Genomic DNA, 15,653 nt, shown 5'->3' with positions numbered 1-15,653 from the left:
AATTGAAGCGTTTTTAAAGTATTTTAGCGTTTAAGGCACTACATCATCCCCGGCATTCCACCGCCTCCCATTGGGGGCATAGCCGGAGCATCTTCTTTAATATCGATTAAAGCACACTCAGTAGTTAAAATCATACCCGCAACGGAGGCTGCATTTTCTAAGGCGATACGCGTTACCTTTTTAGGGTCTATAATACCGGCTTTAAGCATATCGACGTAGGCTTCAGACTTGGCGTCATAGCCAAAGTCTTTTTTGCCTTCAAGGACTTTATTAATAACCACAGAACCCTCACCACCGGCATTTTCAACAATGGTGCGTAAAGGAGATTCAATAGCTTTATTTACTATTTGTACGCCTGTAGTCTCATCTAAGTTAGAGGTTTCAAGTTTTTCAAGCACTGCTTTAGCTCTAACAAAGGCAACACCCCCACCGGCAACAATACCTTCCTCAACTGCAGCTCTCGTGGCATGTAATGCATCATCAACACGGTCTTTTTTCTCTTTCATCTCTACTTCACTTGCTGCACCTACATAAAGCACGGCAACACCACCGGCCAATTTAGCCAAACGTTCTTGAAGTTTTTCTTTGTCATAGTCGCTTGTGGTTGTTTCAATTTGAGCTTTGATTTGGTTCACCCGGGCTTTTATAGCTTCAGAATCACCGGAACCATTTACAATTGTTGTGTTATCTTTGTCCACTGTAACTGTTTCAGCAGTACCCAGCATGCTTAAATCTGCATTTTCCAGAGTAAATCCTCTTTCCTCTGAAATCACGGTGCCTCCGGTTAAAATAGCAATGTCTTCTAACATCGCTTTGCGTCTGTCACCAAATCCAGGAGCTTTTACGGCAGCAATTTTTAATCCACCGCGTAATTTATTGACCACCAAAGTCGCTAAAGCTTGTCCGTCTACATCTTCAGCGATGATTAGTAACGGGCGACCGGATTGGGCTACTGGCTCCAGGATTGGAAGTATTTCCTGTAAGTTTGATATTTTCTTATCGAACAATAAAATGTAAGGATTCTCTAAATCCACCAACATTTTATCAGAATCCGTAATGAAATAAGGCGATAAATATCCTCTGTCAAATTGCATGCCTTCTACCACATCCACGTAGGTCTCCATGCCTTTAGCCTCTTCAACGGTAATAACACCCTCTTTGCCCACTTTTTCGAAGGCTTGAGCTATCAGTTCACCGATGGTGTCATCATTATTTGCTGAAATAGCAGCAACTTGTTTTATTTTCTCAGAAGAATTTCCTACTTCCTGTGCCTGTTTTTCCAGATCGGCCGTAATGGCTTCCACAGCCTTATCAATACCACGTTTTAGGTCCATTGGATTAGCACCCGAGGCAACATTTTTTAAACCTTCTTTAACAATGGCTTGTGCCAAAACTGTAGCCGTAGTTGTACCATCACCGGCCAAATCATTGGTCTTGCTTGCAACTTCTTTTACCATTTGTGCACCCATGTTTTCAAGGGCATCTTCCAACTCTATATCTTTGGCTACAGTAACCCCATCTTTGGTTACTTGTGGTGCACCAAAACTTTTACTAATAATTACATTGCGTCCTTTTGGTCCCAAGGTTACTTTAACCGCATTTGCTAATGCATCAACACCACGTTTTAAACCGTTGCGTGCATCGATGTCGAATTTTATGTCTTTTGCCATTTTTTTATGTTTTTGATAGTCCCGTAAATACAGGGAACTTATTGATTGAAATTTATTTTAATAGATTCCGCTGCCTTGCGGAACACCATTTAAACTGTTATACGATTGCCAAGATGTCGCTTTCGCGCATTATGAGGTAGTCTTTACCGTCAAGTTTAAGTTCCGTACCTGCATATTTACCATATAAAACCGTATCGCCAACCTTAACGGTAACGGGTTCATCTTTTGTGCCAGGACCGGCAGCAACAACGGTACCTTTTTGGGGTTTTTCTTTAGCGTTATCCGGAATGATAATACCGGAAGCTGTTTTGGTTTCAGCAGCAGCTGGTTCAATGAGAACACGGTCTGCCAATGGTTTAATGTTTAAGCTCATTAGTTATATGATTTAAATTAATTTTTTATTTAACGCTTTAACGACTTGCTAAAAATGTGCCAACCTCGAGTGACTGACAAACTTGCAGAAATGTCCGTTGAAGCCATAAAAAAATGCCAACTGTTTAGGGGAGTTGGCATTTGTGTTCGTGCTGTTACAAATTAGTTACCTGTTGAATCCGTGGGGATACTTGTCGTACTATCGTTGTTGGTATCTGCAGGAGTTGCAGGTAAAGGTTGCGCGGTTTGGGCATTAGGGTCTAATGCTTTGGAATCTGCACTCTCAGAACCTCTGTTAATTGTAACGTTAGAAATTAAAATTAATACTAATAGTAAGGTTGCCAAAGTCCAGGTGCTTTTGTCTAAAAAGTCCGTGGTCTTTTTTACACCACCTAACTGTTGCGAACCACCACCTCCAAAAGTTGAGGATAAACCACCACCTTTTGGGTTTTGTACCATAATTACTACGACCAGCAAAAATGCTACAACTACGATTAGTGCTAAAAATATTGTAAACGTACTCATTACTCTTTATTATTTTGTTCTTGTAATTGTTCTACTGCTTTAATTTGGTTTGCAAAGAAACTACTTTTTTCTGGATATTTCAAACTTAATATTTTATATGATTGAATGGCTTTTTTATAGTTTTTTTGTTCCACATAAATACGGGCTAAGGTCTCTGTCATTAAAGCTTCCGGCCGAATCATTTGCGCTTTGGCCAAATTACCTTTGGAAACCGCGGAACTTGAGGGATCAATCTTGGGGTTTTTCGCAATAAAATTGTCGATAAGTTCAAATTTTTTGGATTTATCGGTATCCGTTAAAACGGTTTCCTCTTGCTGTACTTTTTCTAATTCCTCAGTCTCTGCAGACCGTTCAATAGGTTTGTATCGCGTTAATTTCAGCCATTCGTTAAAGGAATGGGTTTCGGTTTTATCGAAAGGTAAAGGTTGCCCTAAATGCAATAGATCTTCAGCTGAAACCTCCTGAGTCTTAGTGGTTTTTTCTAAAGGTTCGATGTTTTCAGTTTCATCAAGCCTGAACGCTGTTGTTGCATGAGGCCTCACTTTTTTAGGTTCAAATAAAGAAGGGTCCAATACACCTCGCGTAGCCTGAATTTGTTTTTTCAGGGCATCATCAATGGCTACGCTTTTGTTTACCGAAAGGTCTTCAACAGTTACTTCAATATCCTTTAAGTGTTCAATATTTTGCTTAATATATTTGGAAATTTCATTTTGTATGAAAGATTCAGAAGTGATATAATCAAACAGAATACTTCGGTCTGTAGTATAGGCGGCCGTTTTTTTTAACTCTTGGTTGTACTTTAAACTACTTTGGTCCTTCAATCCTTTAAGGTAAACGGCTCTGGCAGATTGCATATACGGATTTGAATCGATAACCGATTTTATCGCTTCGATCTGTCCGTGGGTAATCGACTGTGGATGTTGCAATAAATATGTAAAATCGTTACTGTTCAATGGCGCGTATTAAAGTAGAACAAATATAGGTTTTTTTCCTTTTAAGTCACGGGATACAATGACCTCAAGCATCATATAATCCGTTCTAAAAACTCCTAAACAGATAGTTAAGAACAGATTTGGTGTTTGTCAGGCAGATCCATACTACCACCTTGCTAAAGTCGCATTAACGATGTCCTGAGTTATTCGTTCAAATATTTCTTCATGCGCCGTTGTTTTTTGGCCTCCAATCAACTGGGCACTTCCCGGATAATCGTAAAAAAAGGAAAAGGTTTTGTTTTCAACGTTATCTTCTTCGTTATTTCTATTGTAAAAATTAACTTTTACGGTTATGGTTAATCTGTTTTGCGCAGCGGTATTTTGGGCGGTTGCAGTCGTTGGTGATATTCTGTAATCGGTGATTTCACCTTCATAAACCAAATCAGCATTAGTCGTTTCTAATTTGTAATTAGTTTGGTCCTGAATTAAATCCTGGAGGGTGTTTTGAAATTGGAGATCCAGCCCTGGTTCAAACAACAGCGATGTGTTTTCAAAACGATTAACTTGGAAAGTTTCAGCATCTATGGAACTGGGTTGGGTAAATCCATATTGGATCTTACAGCTAGAAAAAGCGATGATAACGAGGAGGAAAAAAATATATTTAAAAGGTTTCATTACATGGTTTAGACTTCGATGGTATTCTACGAGACATTTTCAAAATTATAAACTACTAAGCGCAATATCCTTATCGTTTGTGACTTGTGTTACTTCCAATTAGAGATCGAATTGTTTTATTTTCCTGTATAAAGTACGTTCACTTATGCCCAACTCTGCCGCTGCTAATTTACGTTTTCCATTGTGACGTTCAAGCGATTTCTTAATTAATTCCAATTCCTTATCGTGTAGTGAGAGCGTTTCTTCCTCTTCAATCTCCTCCGCAAAGTGATATTTGTCTGAACCAGAGGGGTCCTCGATACTAGAACTGTGTTCGGGAATGGATAATACTTCGGCTGAGTCTTCAGCTGTTTCGAAGTCTTCAGAATCATCATCACCGCCGTATATCTTTTGGATTAGTCCTTCATGGTCTTTTTCAACATCCTTGACATTGCCGGATTTCATAAGTTCCATAGTTAGCTTTTTCAGGTCATTGAGATCGCTTTTCATGTCGAAGAGCACCTTGTATAAAATCTCCCGCTCACTGCTAAAGTCACTTTCAGACTTCGTGGTTTTAATAATTGCCGGTAAATTAGTATTTGCTGTTGCAGGCAAATAACTGCGTAGGGTATCGGCCGTAATAGTCCTATCTTGTTCCAGTACGGAGAGCTGCTCCGCGATGTTACGCAACTGTCTGATATTCCCGCTCCAACGGTGTTTTAAGAGCAATTGTATAGCATTATCGGTGAGTTTAACCGTTGGCATTTTATATTTCAGGGCAAAGTCACTGGCAAATTTTCTAAACAATAAATGGATATCATCCTGACGTTCACGTAAGGGAGGCAGATGAATATCCACAGTACTCAAACGGTAGTAAAGATCTTCTCGAAATTTTTCTTTTTCAATAGCCTCCAACATATTTAAATTTGTAGCGGCCACAATTCGAACATTGGTTTTTTGTACTTTACTGGATCCTACTTTTAAAAACTCTCCATTTTCAAGAATTCGCAACAGCCGAACCTGCGTAGTAAGTGGCAGTTCGCCTACTTCATCTAAAAAAATAGTGCCGCCATCTGCAACCTCAAAATAGCCTTGTCGGGTTTGTGTTGCACCGGTAAAAGCTCCTTTTTCATGCCCAAATAATTCACTGTCTATCGTGCCTTCCGGAATTGCACCACAGTTAACAGCAATATATTTATTGTGCTTTCTATGGGAAAGCTGATGTATTATTTTTGGAATACTTTCCTTACCCACACCACTTTCTCCGGTTACCAAAACCGAAATATCAGTTGGGGCAACCTGTATGGCTTTTTCAATAGCACGATTTAAACCAGCAGTATTGCCAATAATACCAAAACGTTGTTTTATAGCTTGTACCGATTCCATATAGTATCATTCCTGCCGGGTCTGCTTAAGGCGTTTAAGAGAAGGCAGAAATCCTTTTATTAATTATTTTCTGAATACCCAACTGCCTCACCAATTAGTGTGGCACTTGTGCAGTCTGTTATTTTTACGTTTACAAAGTCGCCGATGGTATAGTTTTCTTTTGGAAAAACAACAACAGTATTCTGACTGTTGCGTCCTGACCAGTGGGCTTCCGATTTTTTGGATACTTTTTCAATAAGTACCTCTTCAATATTTCCAATATGCTGCCGGGTTCTGTATAAACCGTGCTTTTGCTGTAATTGGATGATTTCATTTAGTCTGCGTTTTTTAACATCTACTGGTACATCGTCATTCATTTTCCGTTCTGCCAAGGTTCCTGGCCGTTCCGAATAGGCGAACATAAATCCAAAATCATATTTTACATACTCCATCAAACTTAGGGTATCTTGATGATCCGCTTCAGTTTCAGTTGGAAATCCGGCAATCATATCCTGACTAATGGCACAGTCCGGAATAATGCGCTTGATATGATCAATTAATTCAAAATAGGCTTCTCTGGTATGTTGCCTGTTCATGGCTTTGAGAATTCGGTTACTACCGCTTTGAACGGGCAAATGGATATAATTACAAATATTATCGAATTTGGCCATGGTTTCAATGACGTCTAAAGTCATATCCTGTGGATTTGAAGTCGAAAATCGAATGCGCATTTTAGGCTGTGTTTTCGCGCAGAGCTCTAGGAGTTTTGCAAAATTGGTTGCCGTCGCTTTTTGCAAGGCACTGGCCTTGTCGAAATCTTTTTTTAGACCACCGCCATACCACAAGTAACTGTCTACATTCTGACCGAGTAAGGTGATTTCCTTAAATCCCTTATCCCAAAGATCGTTTACTTCATTTAAAATGCTCTGAGGGTCTCGACTTCGCTCGCGACCTCTGGTAAAAGGTACCACACAAAAGGTACACATGTTATCACATCCACGTGTTATCGAGACAAAAGCAGTGACCCCATTACTGTTAAGCCTAACAGGGGCAATGTCCCCGTAAGTTTCATCTTTTGAGAGTAAAACATTAATAGCCTCCCTGCCCTCATCGACTTCTGAAAGTAAATTAGGCAAATCCTTGTAGGCGTCCGGACCAACGACCAAGTCTACAATTTTTTCCTCTTCCAAAAATTTACTTTTAAGCCGCTCTGCCATGCACCCCAGAACACCGACTTTCATCGAAGGGTTTATCTTTTTTACGGCATTATATTTTTCCAGACGTTTTCTTACCGTTTGTTCTGCCTTATCTCTAATAGAGCACGTATTTACTAAAACCAAATCGGCGTCTTCTAAATGTGGAGTTGTGTTATAACCCTCATGTGCTAGAATGGAGGCTACAATTTCACTATCACTAAAATTCATTTGGCAACCATAGCTTTCTATAAAAAGCTTTTTGGTATTTCCTTCCTTTTGCGCTAAAACCAGTGATTCGCCTTGTTTGTTTTCGTCAATTATCTTTTCCATAAAATTAAGTCAACCCATATGGTCAATATTCGTGCCTGCTATCCGAAAGGCAGGTGCAAAGATACAATTAATTTGTGGTTTGTGACAAAGTGGCAGTTTAATTTTTGAGGGATTCATAAAAAAGTTAAGGATCCCACGCAACTCTATTTTGAACGAAGCATCCTTATAATAAAACCGTCTAGCTATGAAATTAAAATATCTTTTTTTGCCCTTGGTCTTACTAGTCTTTTGTTCATGCGATACCGATGGTTCCGATTATGAAATCGTTCAGGTGGCCACTCCACAAATTATCAGTAAAACCGATTTTAGAAAATCAGTTGAAATTAAACCAGCCCGACAAATTGAAGAGGCCGGTAAGATCTATGCCTACCAGGATTATATTTTTATCGGAGATCTTGCTGGTATTCACATTATAGATAATTCACAACCCGAACAACCAACAGCTGTATCTTTTATTGAAATTCCTAAGAACCAGGATGTCTCGGTCAAGGACAATTATTTATATGCAGATAGTGCTACCGATTTGTTGGTCTTTGATATTTCTAACATAAACAAGGTGACCGAAGTGGAGCGTCTAGAGGATGTATTTGATTTTTATGATTTTGAAATACCCATTGAAGCTGACGATGTGGATTTTCAAAGTTTTGATTTTCAAAATTCAATTATTGTGGGGTGGACCGTAGCCTCGGAACGTCGTAAAATTGACGACCCTATTCTGTTTGCAGATGGGGTTTTCGATGGTGCTGGTAATGTGATGAATTCGGGGGAATCTGTGGTAGGGATGGGTGGATCTTTGGCCCGTTTTCAAATTGTAGAACACCATCTGTATGCCGTGGGTAGTCATAAAATGACTATTTTTAATATAGCGCATTTAGAAGCGCCTGTTTTAGAACATTCACAATATGTTGGGTGGAATATCGAAACCATGTTCCAGGCCGATCAATATTTATACTTGGGAAGTACTAACGGTATGTTTATTTATACATTGGACAATCCCTTAGTACCGGAGTTTGTATCAGAATTTATCCATTGGGAAGGATGTGATCCTGTCGTGGTTGATGGCAATTATGCCTATCTCACCCTACGGGGTGGAAACCCTTGCGGTCAGCTGGAAAGTGTCTTGGAGGTGGTGGACATCTCTGATAAGTCAAACCCAACCCTGGCAGGGCGCTATTCACTGGAAAACCCATATGGACTGGGCGTAAAAGGAAATACATTGTATGTATGCGATGGAACTGCAGGGTTAAAGTTATTTAATACAGTAGATCCCCGGGATATCAAGCTCCTAAAGACCTTAAAAGATATCCAATCCAAAGATGTCATACCGCTTCAAAATTCCTTGTTGATGATAGGAAACCAAGCGCTTTATCAGTATGAATATTTAGAAAATGATCTCCGCCTAATAAGTACCTTTGCGTTTTGATTTTGGTTTGGTAATGGTATTTCATAAGAATCCTGTAATGACAGGATTTTTTTATAATTAATTTATATCTTTAGTCACTAACTAAACCACGATGTATGAATAAACCGGAGTCTTTAATAAATAAAATTGAGCATGCAAAGGACCTGGATTATAGGATGATTTTGGAGCAATCTATAGAGTTATTTAAAAATTTATGGCAAAAAGGGTTTATCGTGGTTTCTGTCATTGTGGTCTGTGCCATTGGGATCAATTTTCTTTTTGGTTTGATAGGCTTATCACCTTTTTCCTATAATCTGGAAACTGGGTTCGATTTAGAGTCATTTTCTCAAAACCAAACCAGGAAAATACTATATGCCATACCTCAAAATATAATAATAAGTGCATTAACTATCGCTTTAGTAGGCGGATTTTACAGAATGTGCAAACAATTCATATTAGGTCAAACCCTAAAGGATGACTATTTCTATTTTTTTAAAAAGGACTATTATCCCAAACTCCTCATGTTGGGTATTCTGTATACAGGTATTGCTACCATAGCACAATTGCTATGTTTTGTACCTTACCTTTATGTTTTTGTACCATTATCTTATTTTTCTATTGTATTTGCAATGAATCCCCATTTTACTGAAACGGACATTGTAAAAACCAGTTTTAAAATTGGGAATAAAAAATGGTTCATAACCTTTGGAACTATGGTTGTGACCGGACTTTTAGCAATGTTAGGGATATTGGCATGTTTTGTTGGGATTCTCTTTACCATGTGCCTGGTGTATCTCCCGGTATTTTTAATTTATGGGGAAGTAGTTGGTTTCGAGGGTACGAGTGATATAGACCAAATAGGAGCAGGTGAAGATTCTGAAAACGGGATGTAATACATAAACATGGATACACATATTATTCTAGAAAAAATTGAAAATGCTGGAATCCTGGATTTCGGAAGTATTTTTAATAAATCGTTGGGCCTATTCCAAAAGGTATGGGTACAGGGATTTATCATGTTGTTATTAACCATAGGATTAATGATTCCGTTTTATATTTTGATGTACCTGCCTGTAATCGCTTTGGGTTTATTTGATTCAGAGGCATTTCAACATGATCGCGCCCCAGATCTCATCGTTCTCGTATCGTTTGGCCTATTGGTCTTGGGGGTGTCGTTCTTTGCCATGATAATTGCATTCGGATTAAAAGCTGCATTTTACAGAATCTGTAAAAGGAAGGACCTCAATGAAATTGGAACTGATGACTATTTTTATTTCTTTAAAAAGTCCCATTTAGCAAAGACCATTACGCTAACAGCGATCACTTTTGGTATCAGTATTGTTGCAGTGCTTTTGTGTGTGTTACCCATTATTTACGTGGCAGTACCCCTTGCATTAATAAATGTTGTTTATGCCTTTAATCCAGAAATGTCCGCTTCAGATATTATAAAAGTTGGATTTAAACTGGGCAATAAAAAATGGCTTATCACTTTTGGGCTCCTAGTTGTTTCTGGAATTTTAGCACAATTCGTTGGAATGATTATGTGTTTTGTAGGTGTAGTTTTTACAGCTTCCTTTGGATACTTGCCGGCGTATTTTATTTATAAAGAGACTGTGTCTTTGGAAAGGTCTGATGACATAGAGTCTATTGGAAATCCCTAGTAACAAACCGTTTTATAATTAGAGAATGCCTGAATTGCTTATTGTGATTACAGGCCATTTTTGCCTTAAAATTAGTGTCCGTCTGGATAAAATTAGGTGCATAAAAAAATTTTCATATACATTTGTAGCCTGAAAAATCGAGTATGGCAAAGAATTTAGTAATCGTTGAGTCACCGGCAAAAGCAAAGACAATAGAGAAATTTTTAGGAAAGGATTTTAAAGTTGAATCGAGCTTTGGACACATTGCAGATCTCCCCTCAAAGGAGTTGGGCGTTAATGTTGAGGGTGATTTTAAACCTAAATATGAAGTATCCAAAGACAAAAGAGCTGTCGTAAAAAAATTAAAGGAACTTGCCAAAAAAGCCGATACCATTTGGTTAGCCAGTGATGAGGATCGTGAGGGAGAAGCCATAGCCTGGCATCTGGCAGAAACATTAAAATTAGATAAGCAAAGAACGAAACGTATCGTTTTTCATGAGATTACAAAATCGGCCATCCAAAAGGCCATTGAAAACCCCAGAGGAATAGATTACGATTTGGTCGATGCCCAGCAAGCGCGTCGTGTTTTAGATAGAATTGTGGGTTATGAACTTTCACCTGTATTATGGCGTAAGGTTAAAGGAGGTTTGTCCGCTGGACGTGTTCAGTCCGTTTCTGTAAGGCTCATTGTGGAGCGCGAAAGGGAAATACTGGGCTTTAGCCCTGAGGCATCCTACAGGATTGATGCCGAATTTTCAAATGAAGATGGTCAGAGCTTTCGAGCTAAACTTCCAAAAAATTTTTCAACAAAGGCAGAAGCCCAACATTTTTTAGAGCAAAATGCGTCAGCTCACTTTAGAGTTAGCGACTTGGAGAAAAAACCGGTTAGGAAGTCCCCGGCAGCACCGTTTACCACCTCAACCCTTCAGCAAGAAGCCTCTCGGAAATTATACTTCTCGGTAAGTAAAACCATGACCGTGGCACAACGGTTATACGAATCCGGATTAATAACCTATATGAGAACCGATAGTGTGAATCTATCGGACGAGGCCCGGCGCGGGGCACAAAAAGAAATTGAACACACTTATGGCTCTAATTACAGTAAACCAAGGAACTATGTGGGTAAAACAAAAGGGGCCCAAGATGCTCATGAAGCCATAAGGCCAACAGACTTTTCAATGTCATCCGTAAATGTAGACAGGGACCAGGCCAGATTATACGATTTAATTTGGAAAAGGGCTATAGCATCACAAATGAGCGAGGCTCAATTGGAACGAACACATATCAAAATTAGTGCGTCCACCCATAACGAAACCTTCGCAGCGAGCGGTGAAGTAATTACCTTCGACGGATTTTTAAAGGTGTATTTGGAAGGCACAGATGATGAGGTTGAAGAACAGGAGGGGATGTTGCCAGCGCTTAGGGTAAATGAGGCCTTGTACAACCATTATGTAACTGCCACAGAGCGCTATACACGGCCTCCTGCACGATATACCGAAGCGTCATTGGTGAAAAAATTAGAGGAATTGGGTATTGGTAGGCCGTCCACCTATGCGCCAACCATTTCAACCATTCAGAACAGGAATTATGTCGAAAAAGGCTCTGTTGAAGGTGAAGAACGTAAGTATTCACAATTAACTTTGAAGAATGGTGTGGTCAAGGACAAACTGCTTACTGAAAAGGTAGGCTCAGACAAAGGTAAATTGGTGCCTACCGATATTGGTATGATTGTTACCGATTTTCTGGTGAATCATTTTGAACATATATTAGACTATAATTTCACGGCCAAAGTAGAATCTGATTTTGATGATATTGCTGAGGGCAAGGAGGATTGGACTAAAGTCATGAAGTCCTTTTATAACGACTTTCATCCCCAAGTTGAAGACGTTACAGAGAATGCCGACAGGGAATCGGGAGAACGTATTTTGGGCACCGATCCAAAGACCGGCAGACAGGTGAGTGTTCGTTTAGGTAAATTCGGACCAATGGTTCAAATAGGGACCGCAGACGATGATGAAAAACCACAATTCGCGAGTTTAAGTCCGGACCAACAGTTGAATAGTATCACTTTCGAAGAGGCCATGAATCTATTCAAATTACCAAAATCATTGGGGAGCTATAAGGGTGAAGAAGTAGAGGTGAACAACGGACGTTTTGGACCCTATGTAAGATTTGGTAAGACTTTTGTGTCCCTTCCTAATGGTGCAGACCCGTTAAGTGTAGAACTGGATGAAGCCGTAGGCCTTATTGAAGCAAAGAAAAAAGCAGATGCTCCCATTTATACCTACAAAGGGTTACCGGTACAAAAAGGTAAAGGACGTTTTGGACCCTTTATCAAATGGAACAACATGTTTGTGAATGTCAGTAAAAAATATGATTGGGATAATTTATCAGAAGATGATGTTATAGAATTGATAGAAGATAAGATTCAAAAGGAGAAGGATAAAATAGTCCATAATTGGGTTGATGAAGGCATTCGTGTAGAGAAGGCAAGATGGGGCAGACATCATGTCATTAAAGGGAAAACAAAGGTAGAATTGGCAAAGACTGTGGATGTTGACAAGATGACTTTAGAAGAGGCCAAGGCTATTATTGAGGCAAGTGCGTCGAAGAAAAAGACGACTAAGCGATCGGCCAAAAAGAAATAATGCACTAAAGTATAAGTCCTGAGGAGTGAATTTTCCATTGAAAATGGTTTTCAAAATTATCATATTCTATTTTTAAGCGCGTTTTTTTGCATTAAACAGTGCTTAAAAACCATTTATTCTTTTGATATTTGTGTTGCTGGCCTCATAAAAACATAGGGCAAAAATATTAGCTTACTTAGTACTTATGAATTTTACTTTTCTTTCACCGGTTTCAGATGTGGTGCTTGCACACAACGAGTTGTTGTCAACACAGGCCTTTGGAAAAAAACTTCGAATACATTCCGTACAACATGGTTTACCAGATTTGGATGATGTTAAGATTGCTATTATAGGGGTACTTGAAAATAGAAATGATATTAATTATATAGGAGAAGAATTTCAGTTAAATGAAATAAGAAAGGCGATCTATGAACTGTATCCGGGAAGTTGGACTACCCCTATCGCCGATTTAGGGGATATTAACAAAGGTGAAAGTATTGAGGATACCTACTTTGCTTTGAAAACTGCTATTGCAGAATTAATCAAAAAAGATATTATCCCGATTATTATAGGAGGCACCCAGGACCTTACTTATGCAAACTACCGGGCTTACGATGAGGTTATTCCTATGGTGAATATTGTGAATGTAGATAGTAAATTTGATTTGGGAGATTCGAGTAAACCCATTAAAAACAATAGTTTTGTTGGAAAAATTATTTTAGACGAACCCTATAACCTATTTAATTATGCAACCATTGGTTATCAAACCTATTTTAATTCCCAGGAGGAAATTGATTTAATGGACAAGCTTTATTTTGAAGCCTACAGGTTAGGTCAGATATCAAAGGATATCACTTTAGTAGAACCTGTTATGCGTGATGCTAATATGGTAAGCATAGATTTAGGCTCTGTAAAAAGTTCAGAATTGAGTTTAAATCAAAAGTATTCCCCCAATGGACTGGATGGTAAAGAAATATGTGCTATTGCACGATATGCAGGAATAAGCAATAAAGTTTCTTCATTTGGAATTTATGAGTATAGGCCGTCTAAGGACGATGAAATTACGTCTATGCTTATTGCCCAGATGATATGGTATTTTATAGAAGGCGTTAACTATAGGGTTGAGGATGATGATTTTTCAAATGAAAACAGCTATCAAAAGTTTATAACCCTTGTCGAATCACAGGAATTGGTCTTTTATAAAAGTAATAAGACGGGAAGATGGTGGATTGAAATCCCTTTTTTAAGCGACGTCAATAATAAATTAAAAAGACACACGTTATTACCATGCATGCATCAGGATTACATTGAGGCATGTAATAATGTAGTCCCAGACCGCTGGTTTAGGGCGTTTCAAAAAAATTGTGTTTAGGGCAATAAGGTCATTAAACGATTATTTCATCGATGAAATGCTGTTTTTTTACGATAAAACGTATTTTTTTTCGAAAAAAAGTTGCTTTTTAAAAAATATATAGATATGTTTACGCTCTCAAAATTTAAGCTGAATAATTAACCTCGAGTTTACATGGATATGAAGAAGTTTATATTATTAACCACATTACTAACACTAATAGCCAGTTGTGGCTCTAAAGATAGAGGCGAGCTCGTTGGTGTTAAAGGAAAGAAATGGCATCCGGAAAAGCCATATGGTATGGAATTAGTTCCGGGAGGTGCTTTTACCATGGGTAAGGCCGATGATGATTTAGCAGGAGTTGAAAATGCCCCTGCAAAAACCGTTACCGTTAGGGCCTTTTACATGGACGAGACAGAAATAACAAACAGTGAGTACCGTCAATTTGTGAATTGGGTTAGGGATTCTATTATTAGAACCAAGCTAGCCATTTTGGCAGATGAAGTGGGTTTAACTCAAGAAGACGGTGGCATTGGAGAATTTGCATTCAAAGATGCGGACACAGCCAATATGACCGCTTATGAAAAGTACATGCATGATAATTATTTCGGATTGGGAGAGGATCCTTATGAAGGATACAAATTAAATCATGACATAGACTTAATATTCGATACAGCCGAATATCCGGACGAATACTATTCCGAAGTCATGGATACCATGTATTTGCCCCTAGAAGAATCTTACAATGGACAGCGTACCTGGGATGTTAAAAAGTTCAAGTTCCAGTACACTTACATGGATATTCAAAAGGCAGCTAAAAATAGATCTTTAACACGTAAGGACGTTATTAGGAAGGAGGATATTGAAGTGTATCCGGATACCACAACCTGGATTAGGGATTTTTCATACTCCTATAATGAGCCTATGCACAACGATTACTTCTGGCATGACGCCTATGGAGATTATCCCGTTGTCGGTGTAACATGGAAACAGGCAAAAGCCTTTTGTCAATGGCGAACGCTTAACAAAAATGCCTATCAAAAAAGTAGAAAAGGGGCCCATTTTGTAAATGCATTCAGATTACCTTCAGAAGCAGAGTGGGAATATGCAGCAAGAGGCGGATTACGTGGAGCAACATTCCCCTGGGGAGGACCTTATGCAAAGAATGACAGAGGGTGTTTCATGGCAAACTTCAAGCCGGTAAGAGGTGATTATGCGGCAGATCAGGCCTTGTATACTGTTGAGGCAGACTCATATGAGCCTAACGATTATAATCTTTATAATATGGCAGGGAATGTTTCAGAATGGGTAAATGCATCCTATGATCCCGGTTCCTATGAATATGTATCTACGGTTAATCCAAATGTAAATGATACCAAAAATCAACGTAAAGTAGTACGTGGAGGATCCTGGAAAGACGTTGCATATTTCTTACAGGTCAGTACAAGGGATTATGAATATGCGGATTCAGCAAGATGTTATATAGGATTTAGAACCGTTCAGGATTACATGGGGACAAAAGTGACAAAAAACGGTAAGTAACATAAATCAAATCAATTATAAACACTATTAATTAACCTACTTAAGTA

General features: G+C 38.8%; 13 protein-coding genes. 6 read left to right on the top strand and 7 right to left on the bottom strand.

Features of this window, described 5'->3' with window-relative positions; all coding sequences use genetic code 11:
- Positions 1 to 38: 38 nt before the first annotated feature.
- The 7 genes from groL to miaB form a co-directional block, all read right to left on the bottom strand.
- On the bottom strand, positions 39 to 1,670 hold the full coding sequence (groL, locus tag MR054_RS04640; protein ID WP_242082470.1) for a chaperonin GroEL: 1,632 nt from the start codon (positions 1,668 to 1,670) through the stop codon (positions 39 to 41).
- A gap of 97 nt (positions 1,671 to 1,767) precedes the next feature.
- Entirely contained in the window at positions 1,768 to 2,043 is a 276-nt protein-coding gene (locus MR054_RS04635; protein WP_242082469.1) for a co-chaperone GroES, read from the bottom strand.
- Between the two features lie 161 nt (positions 2,044 to 2,204).
- Positions 2,205 to 2,567 carry a preprotein translocase subunit SecG gene (gene secG, locus MR054_RS04630; protein WP_242156399.1) on the bottom strand — a complete coding sequence of 121 codons (363 nt, stop codon included), beginning with the start codon at positions 2,565 to 2,567 and terminating at the stop codon, positions 2,205 to 2,207.
- Positions 2,567 to 3,520, bottom strand: coding sequence for a hypothetical protein (locus MR054_RS04625; protein ID WP_242156398.1), 954 nt, complete (start codon positions 3,518 to 3,520; stop codon positions 2,567 to 2,569). Before MR054_RS04625 ends, secG begins: the two co-directional genes overlap by 1 nt.
- 144 nt (positions 3,521 to 3,664) lie before the next feature.
- Complete coding sequence (gene lptE / locus MR054_RS04620; protein WP_242156397.1) at positions 3,665 to 4,174, bottom strand: LPS assembly lipoprotein LptE; 510 nt, start codon at positions 4,172 to 4,174, stop codon at positions 3,665 to 3,667.
- A gap of 99 nt (positions 4,175 to 4,273) precedes the next feature.
- Entirely contained in the window at positions 4,274 to 5,539 is a 1,266-nt protein-coding gene (locus MR054_RS04615; RefSeq protein ID WP_242156396.1) for a sigma-54 interaction domain-containing protein, read from the bottom strand.
- Positions 5,540 to 5,598: 59 nt separating this feature from the next.
- A complete protein-coding gene (miaB, locus tag MR054_RS04610; protein WP_242156395.1) occupies positions 5,599 to 7,044 on the bottom strand; it encodes a tRNA (N6-isopentenyl adenosine(37)-C2)-methylthiotransferase MiaB in 1,446 nt (481 codons plus the stop codon).
- 184 nt (positions 7,045 to 7,228) lie between these two features.
- Here miaB and MR054_RS04605 point away from each other — a divergent pair, with 184 nt between their 5' ends.
- From MR054_RS04605 to porK, 6 genes are all read left to right on the top strand, one after another.
- The gene (locus tag MR054_RS04605; protein ID WP_242156394.1) at positions 7,229 to 8,467 is read left to right on the top strand and encodes an LVIVD repeat-containing protein; all 1,239 of its coding nucleotides are present in this window, start codon (positions 7,229 to 7,231) and stop codon (positions 8,465 to 8,467) included.
- Between the two features lie 95 nt (positions 8,468 to 8,562).
- Positions 8,563 to 9,339, top strand: coding sequence for a hypothetical protein (locus MR054_RS04600; protein WP_242156393.1), 777 nt, complete (start codon positions 8,563 to 8,565; stop codon positions 9,337 to 9,339).
- A gap of 9 nt (positions 9,340 to 9,348) precedes the next feature.
- Positions 9,349 to 10,107: a hypothetical protein gene (locus MR054_RS04595; protein WP_242082459.1), complete on the top strand. Its 759-nt coding sequence runs from the start codon at positions 9,349 to 9,351 to the stop codon at positions 10,105 to 10,107.
- Between the two features lie 143 nt (positions 10,108 to 10,250).
- Entirely contained in the window at positions 10,251 to 12,734 is a 2,484-nt protein-coding gene (gene topA / locus MR054_RS04590; RefSeq protein ID WP_242156392.1) for a type I DNA topoisomerase, read from the top strand.
- 184 nt (positions 12,735 to 12,918) lie between these two features.
- Positions 12,919 to 14,085, top strand: coding sequence for a formimidoylglutamase (locus MR054_RS04585; protein WP_242082456.1), 1,167 nt, complete (start codon positions 12,919 to 12,921; stop codon positions 14,083 to 14,085).
- Positions 14,086 to 14,244: 159 nt separating this feature from the next.
- Positions 14,245 to 15,606, top strand: a complete 1,362-nt coding sequence (porK, locus tag MR054_RS04580) for a T9SS ring complex lipoprotein PorK/GldK (protein ID WP_476726644.1) — start codon at positions 14,245 to 14,247, stop codon at positions 15,604 to 15,606.
- The last annotated feature ends 47 nt before the right edge of the window (positions 15,607 to 15,653 follow it).

This window comes from Aestuariivivens sediminis, assembly GCF_022662105.1.
Classification (GTDB): domain Bacteria; phylum Bacteroidota; class Bacteroidia; order Flavobacteriales; family Flavobacteriaceae; genus Aestuariivivens; species Aestuariivivens sediminis.
Note: the sequence above shows the minus strand (reverse complement) of the source record. Positions and strands in the feature narration are given on the sequence as shown.

Bases quoted from the DNA above. Each gene is read 5' to 3' on its own strand.
- porK (WP_476726644.1), top strand. From the start codon at position 14,245: ATGAAGAAGTTTATATTATTAACCACATTACTAACACTAATAGCCAGT.
- topA (WP_242156392.1), top strand. From the start codon at position 10,251: ATGGCAAAGAATTTAGTAATCGTTGAGTCACCGGCAAAAGCAAAGACA.
- miaB (WP_242156395.1), bottom strand. From the start codon at position 7,044: ATGGAAAAGATAATTGACGAAAACAAACAAGGCGAATCACTGGTTTTA.
- MR054_RS04585 (WP_242082456.1), top strand. From the start codon at position 12,919: ATGAATTTTACTTTTCTTTCACCGGTTTCAGATGTGGTGCTTGCACAC.
- lptE (WP_242156397.1), bottom strand. From the start codon at position 4,174: ATGAAACCTTTTAAATATATTTTTTTCCTCCTCGTTATCATCGCTTTT.
- MR054_RS04595 (WP_242082459.1), top strand. From the start codon at position 9,349: ATGGATACACATATTATTCTAGAAAAAATTGAAAATGCTGGAATCCTG.
- MR054_RS04605 (WP_242156394.1), top strand. From the start codon at position 7,229: ATGAAATTAAAATATCTTTTTTTGCCCTTGGTCTTACTAGTCTTTTGT.
- MR054_RS04615 (WP_242156396.1), bottom strand. From the start codon at position 5,539: ATGGAATCGGTACAAGCTATAAAACAACGTTTTGGTATTATTGGCAAT.
- MR054_RS04635 (WP_242082469.1), bottom strand. From the start codon at position 2,043: ATGAGCTTAAACATTAAACCATTGGCAGACCGTGTTCTCATTGAACCA.
- groL (WP_242082470.1), bottom strand. From the start codon at position 1,670: ATGGCAAAAGACATAAAATTCGACATCGATGCACGCAACGGTTTAAAA.
- secG (WP_242156399.1), bottom strand. From the start codon at position 2,567: ATGAGTACGTTTACAATATTTTTAGCACTAATCGTAGTTGTAGCATTT.
- MR054_RS04600 (WP_242156393.1), top strand. From the start codon at position 8,563: ATGAATAAACCGGAGTCTTTAATAAATAAAATTGAGCATGCAAAGGAC.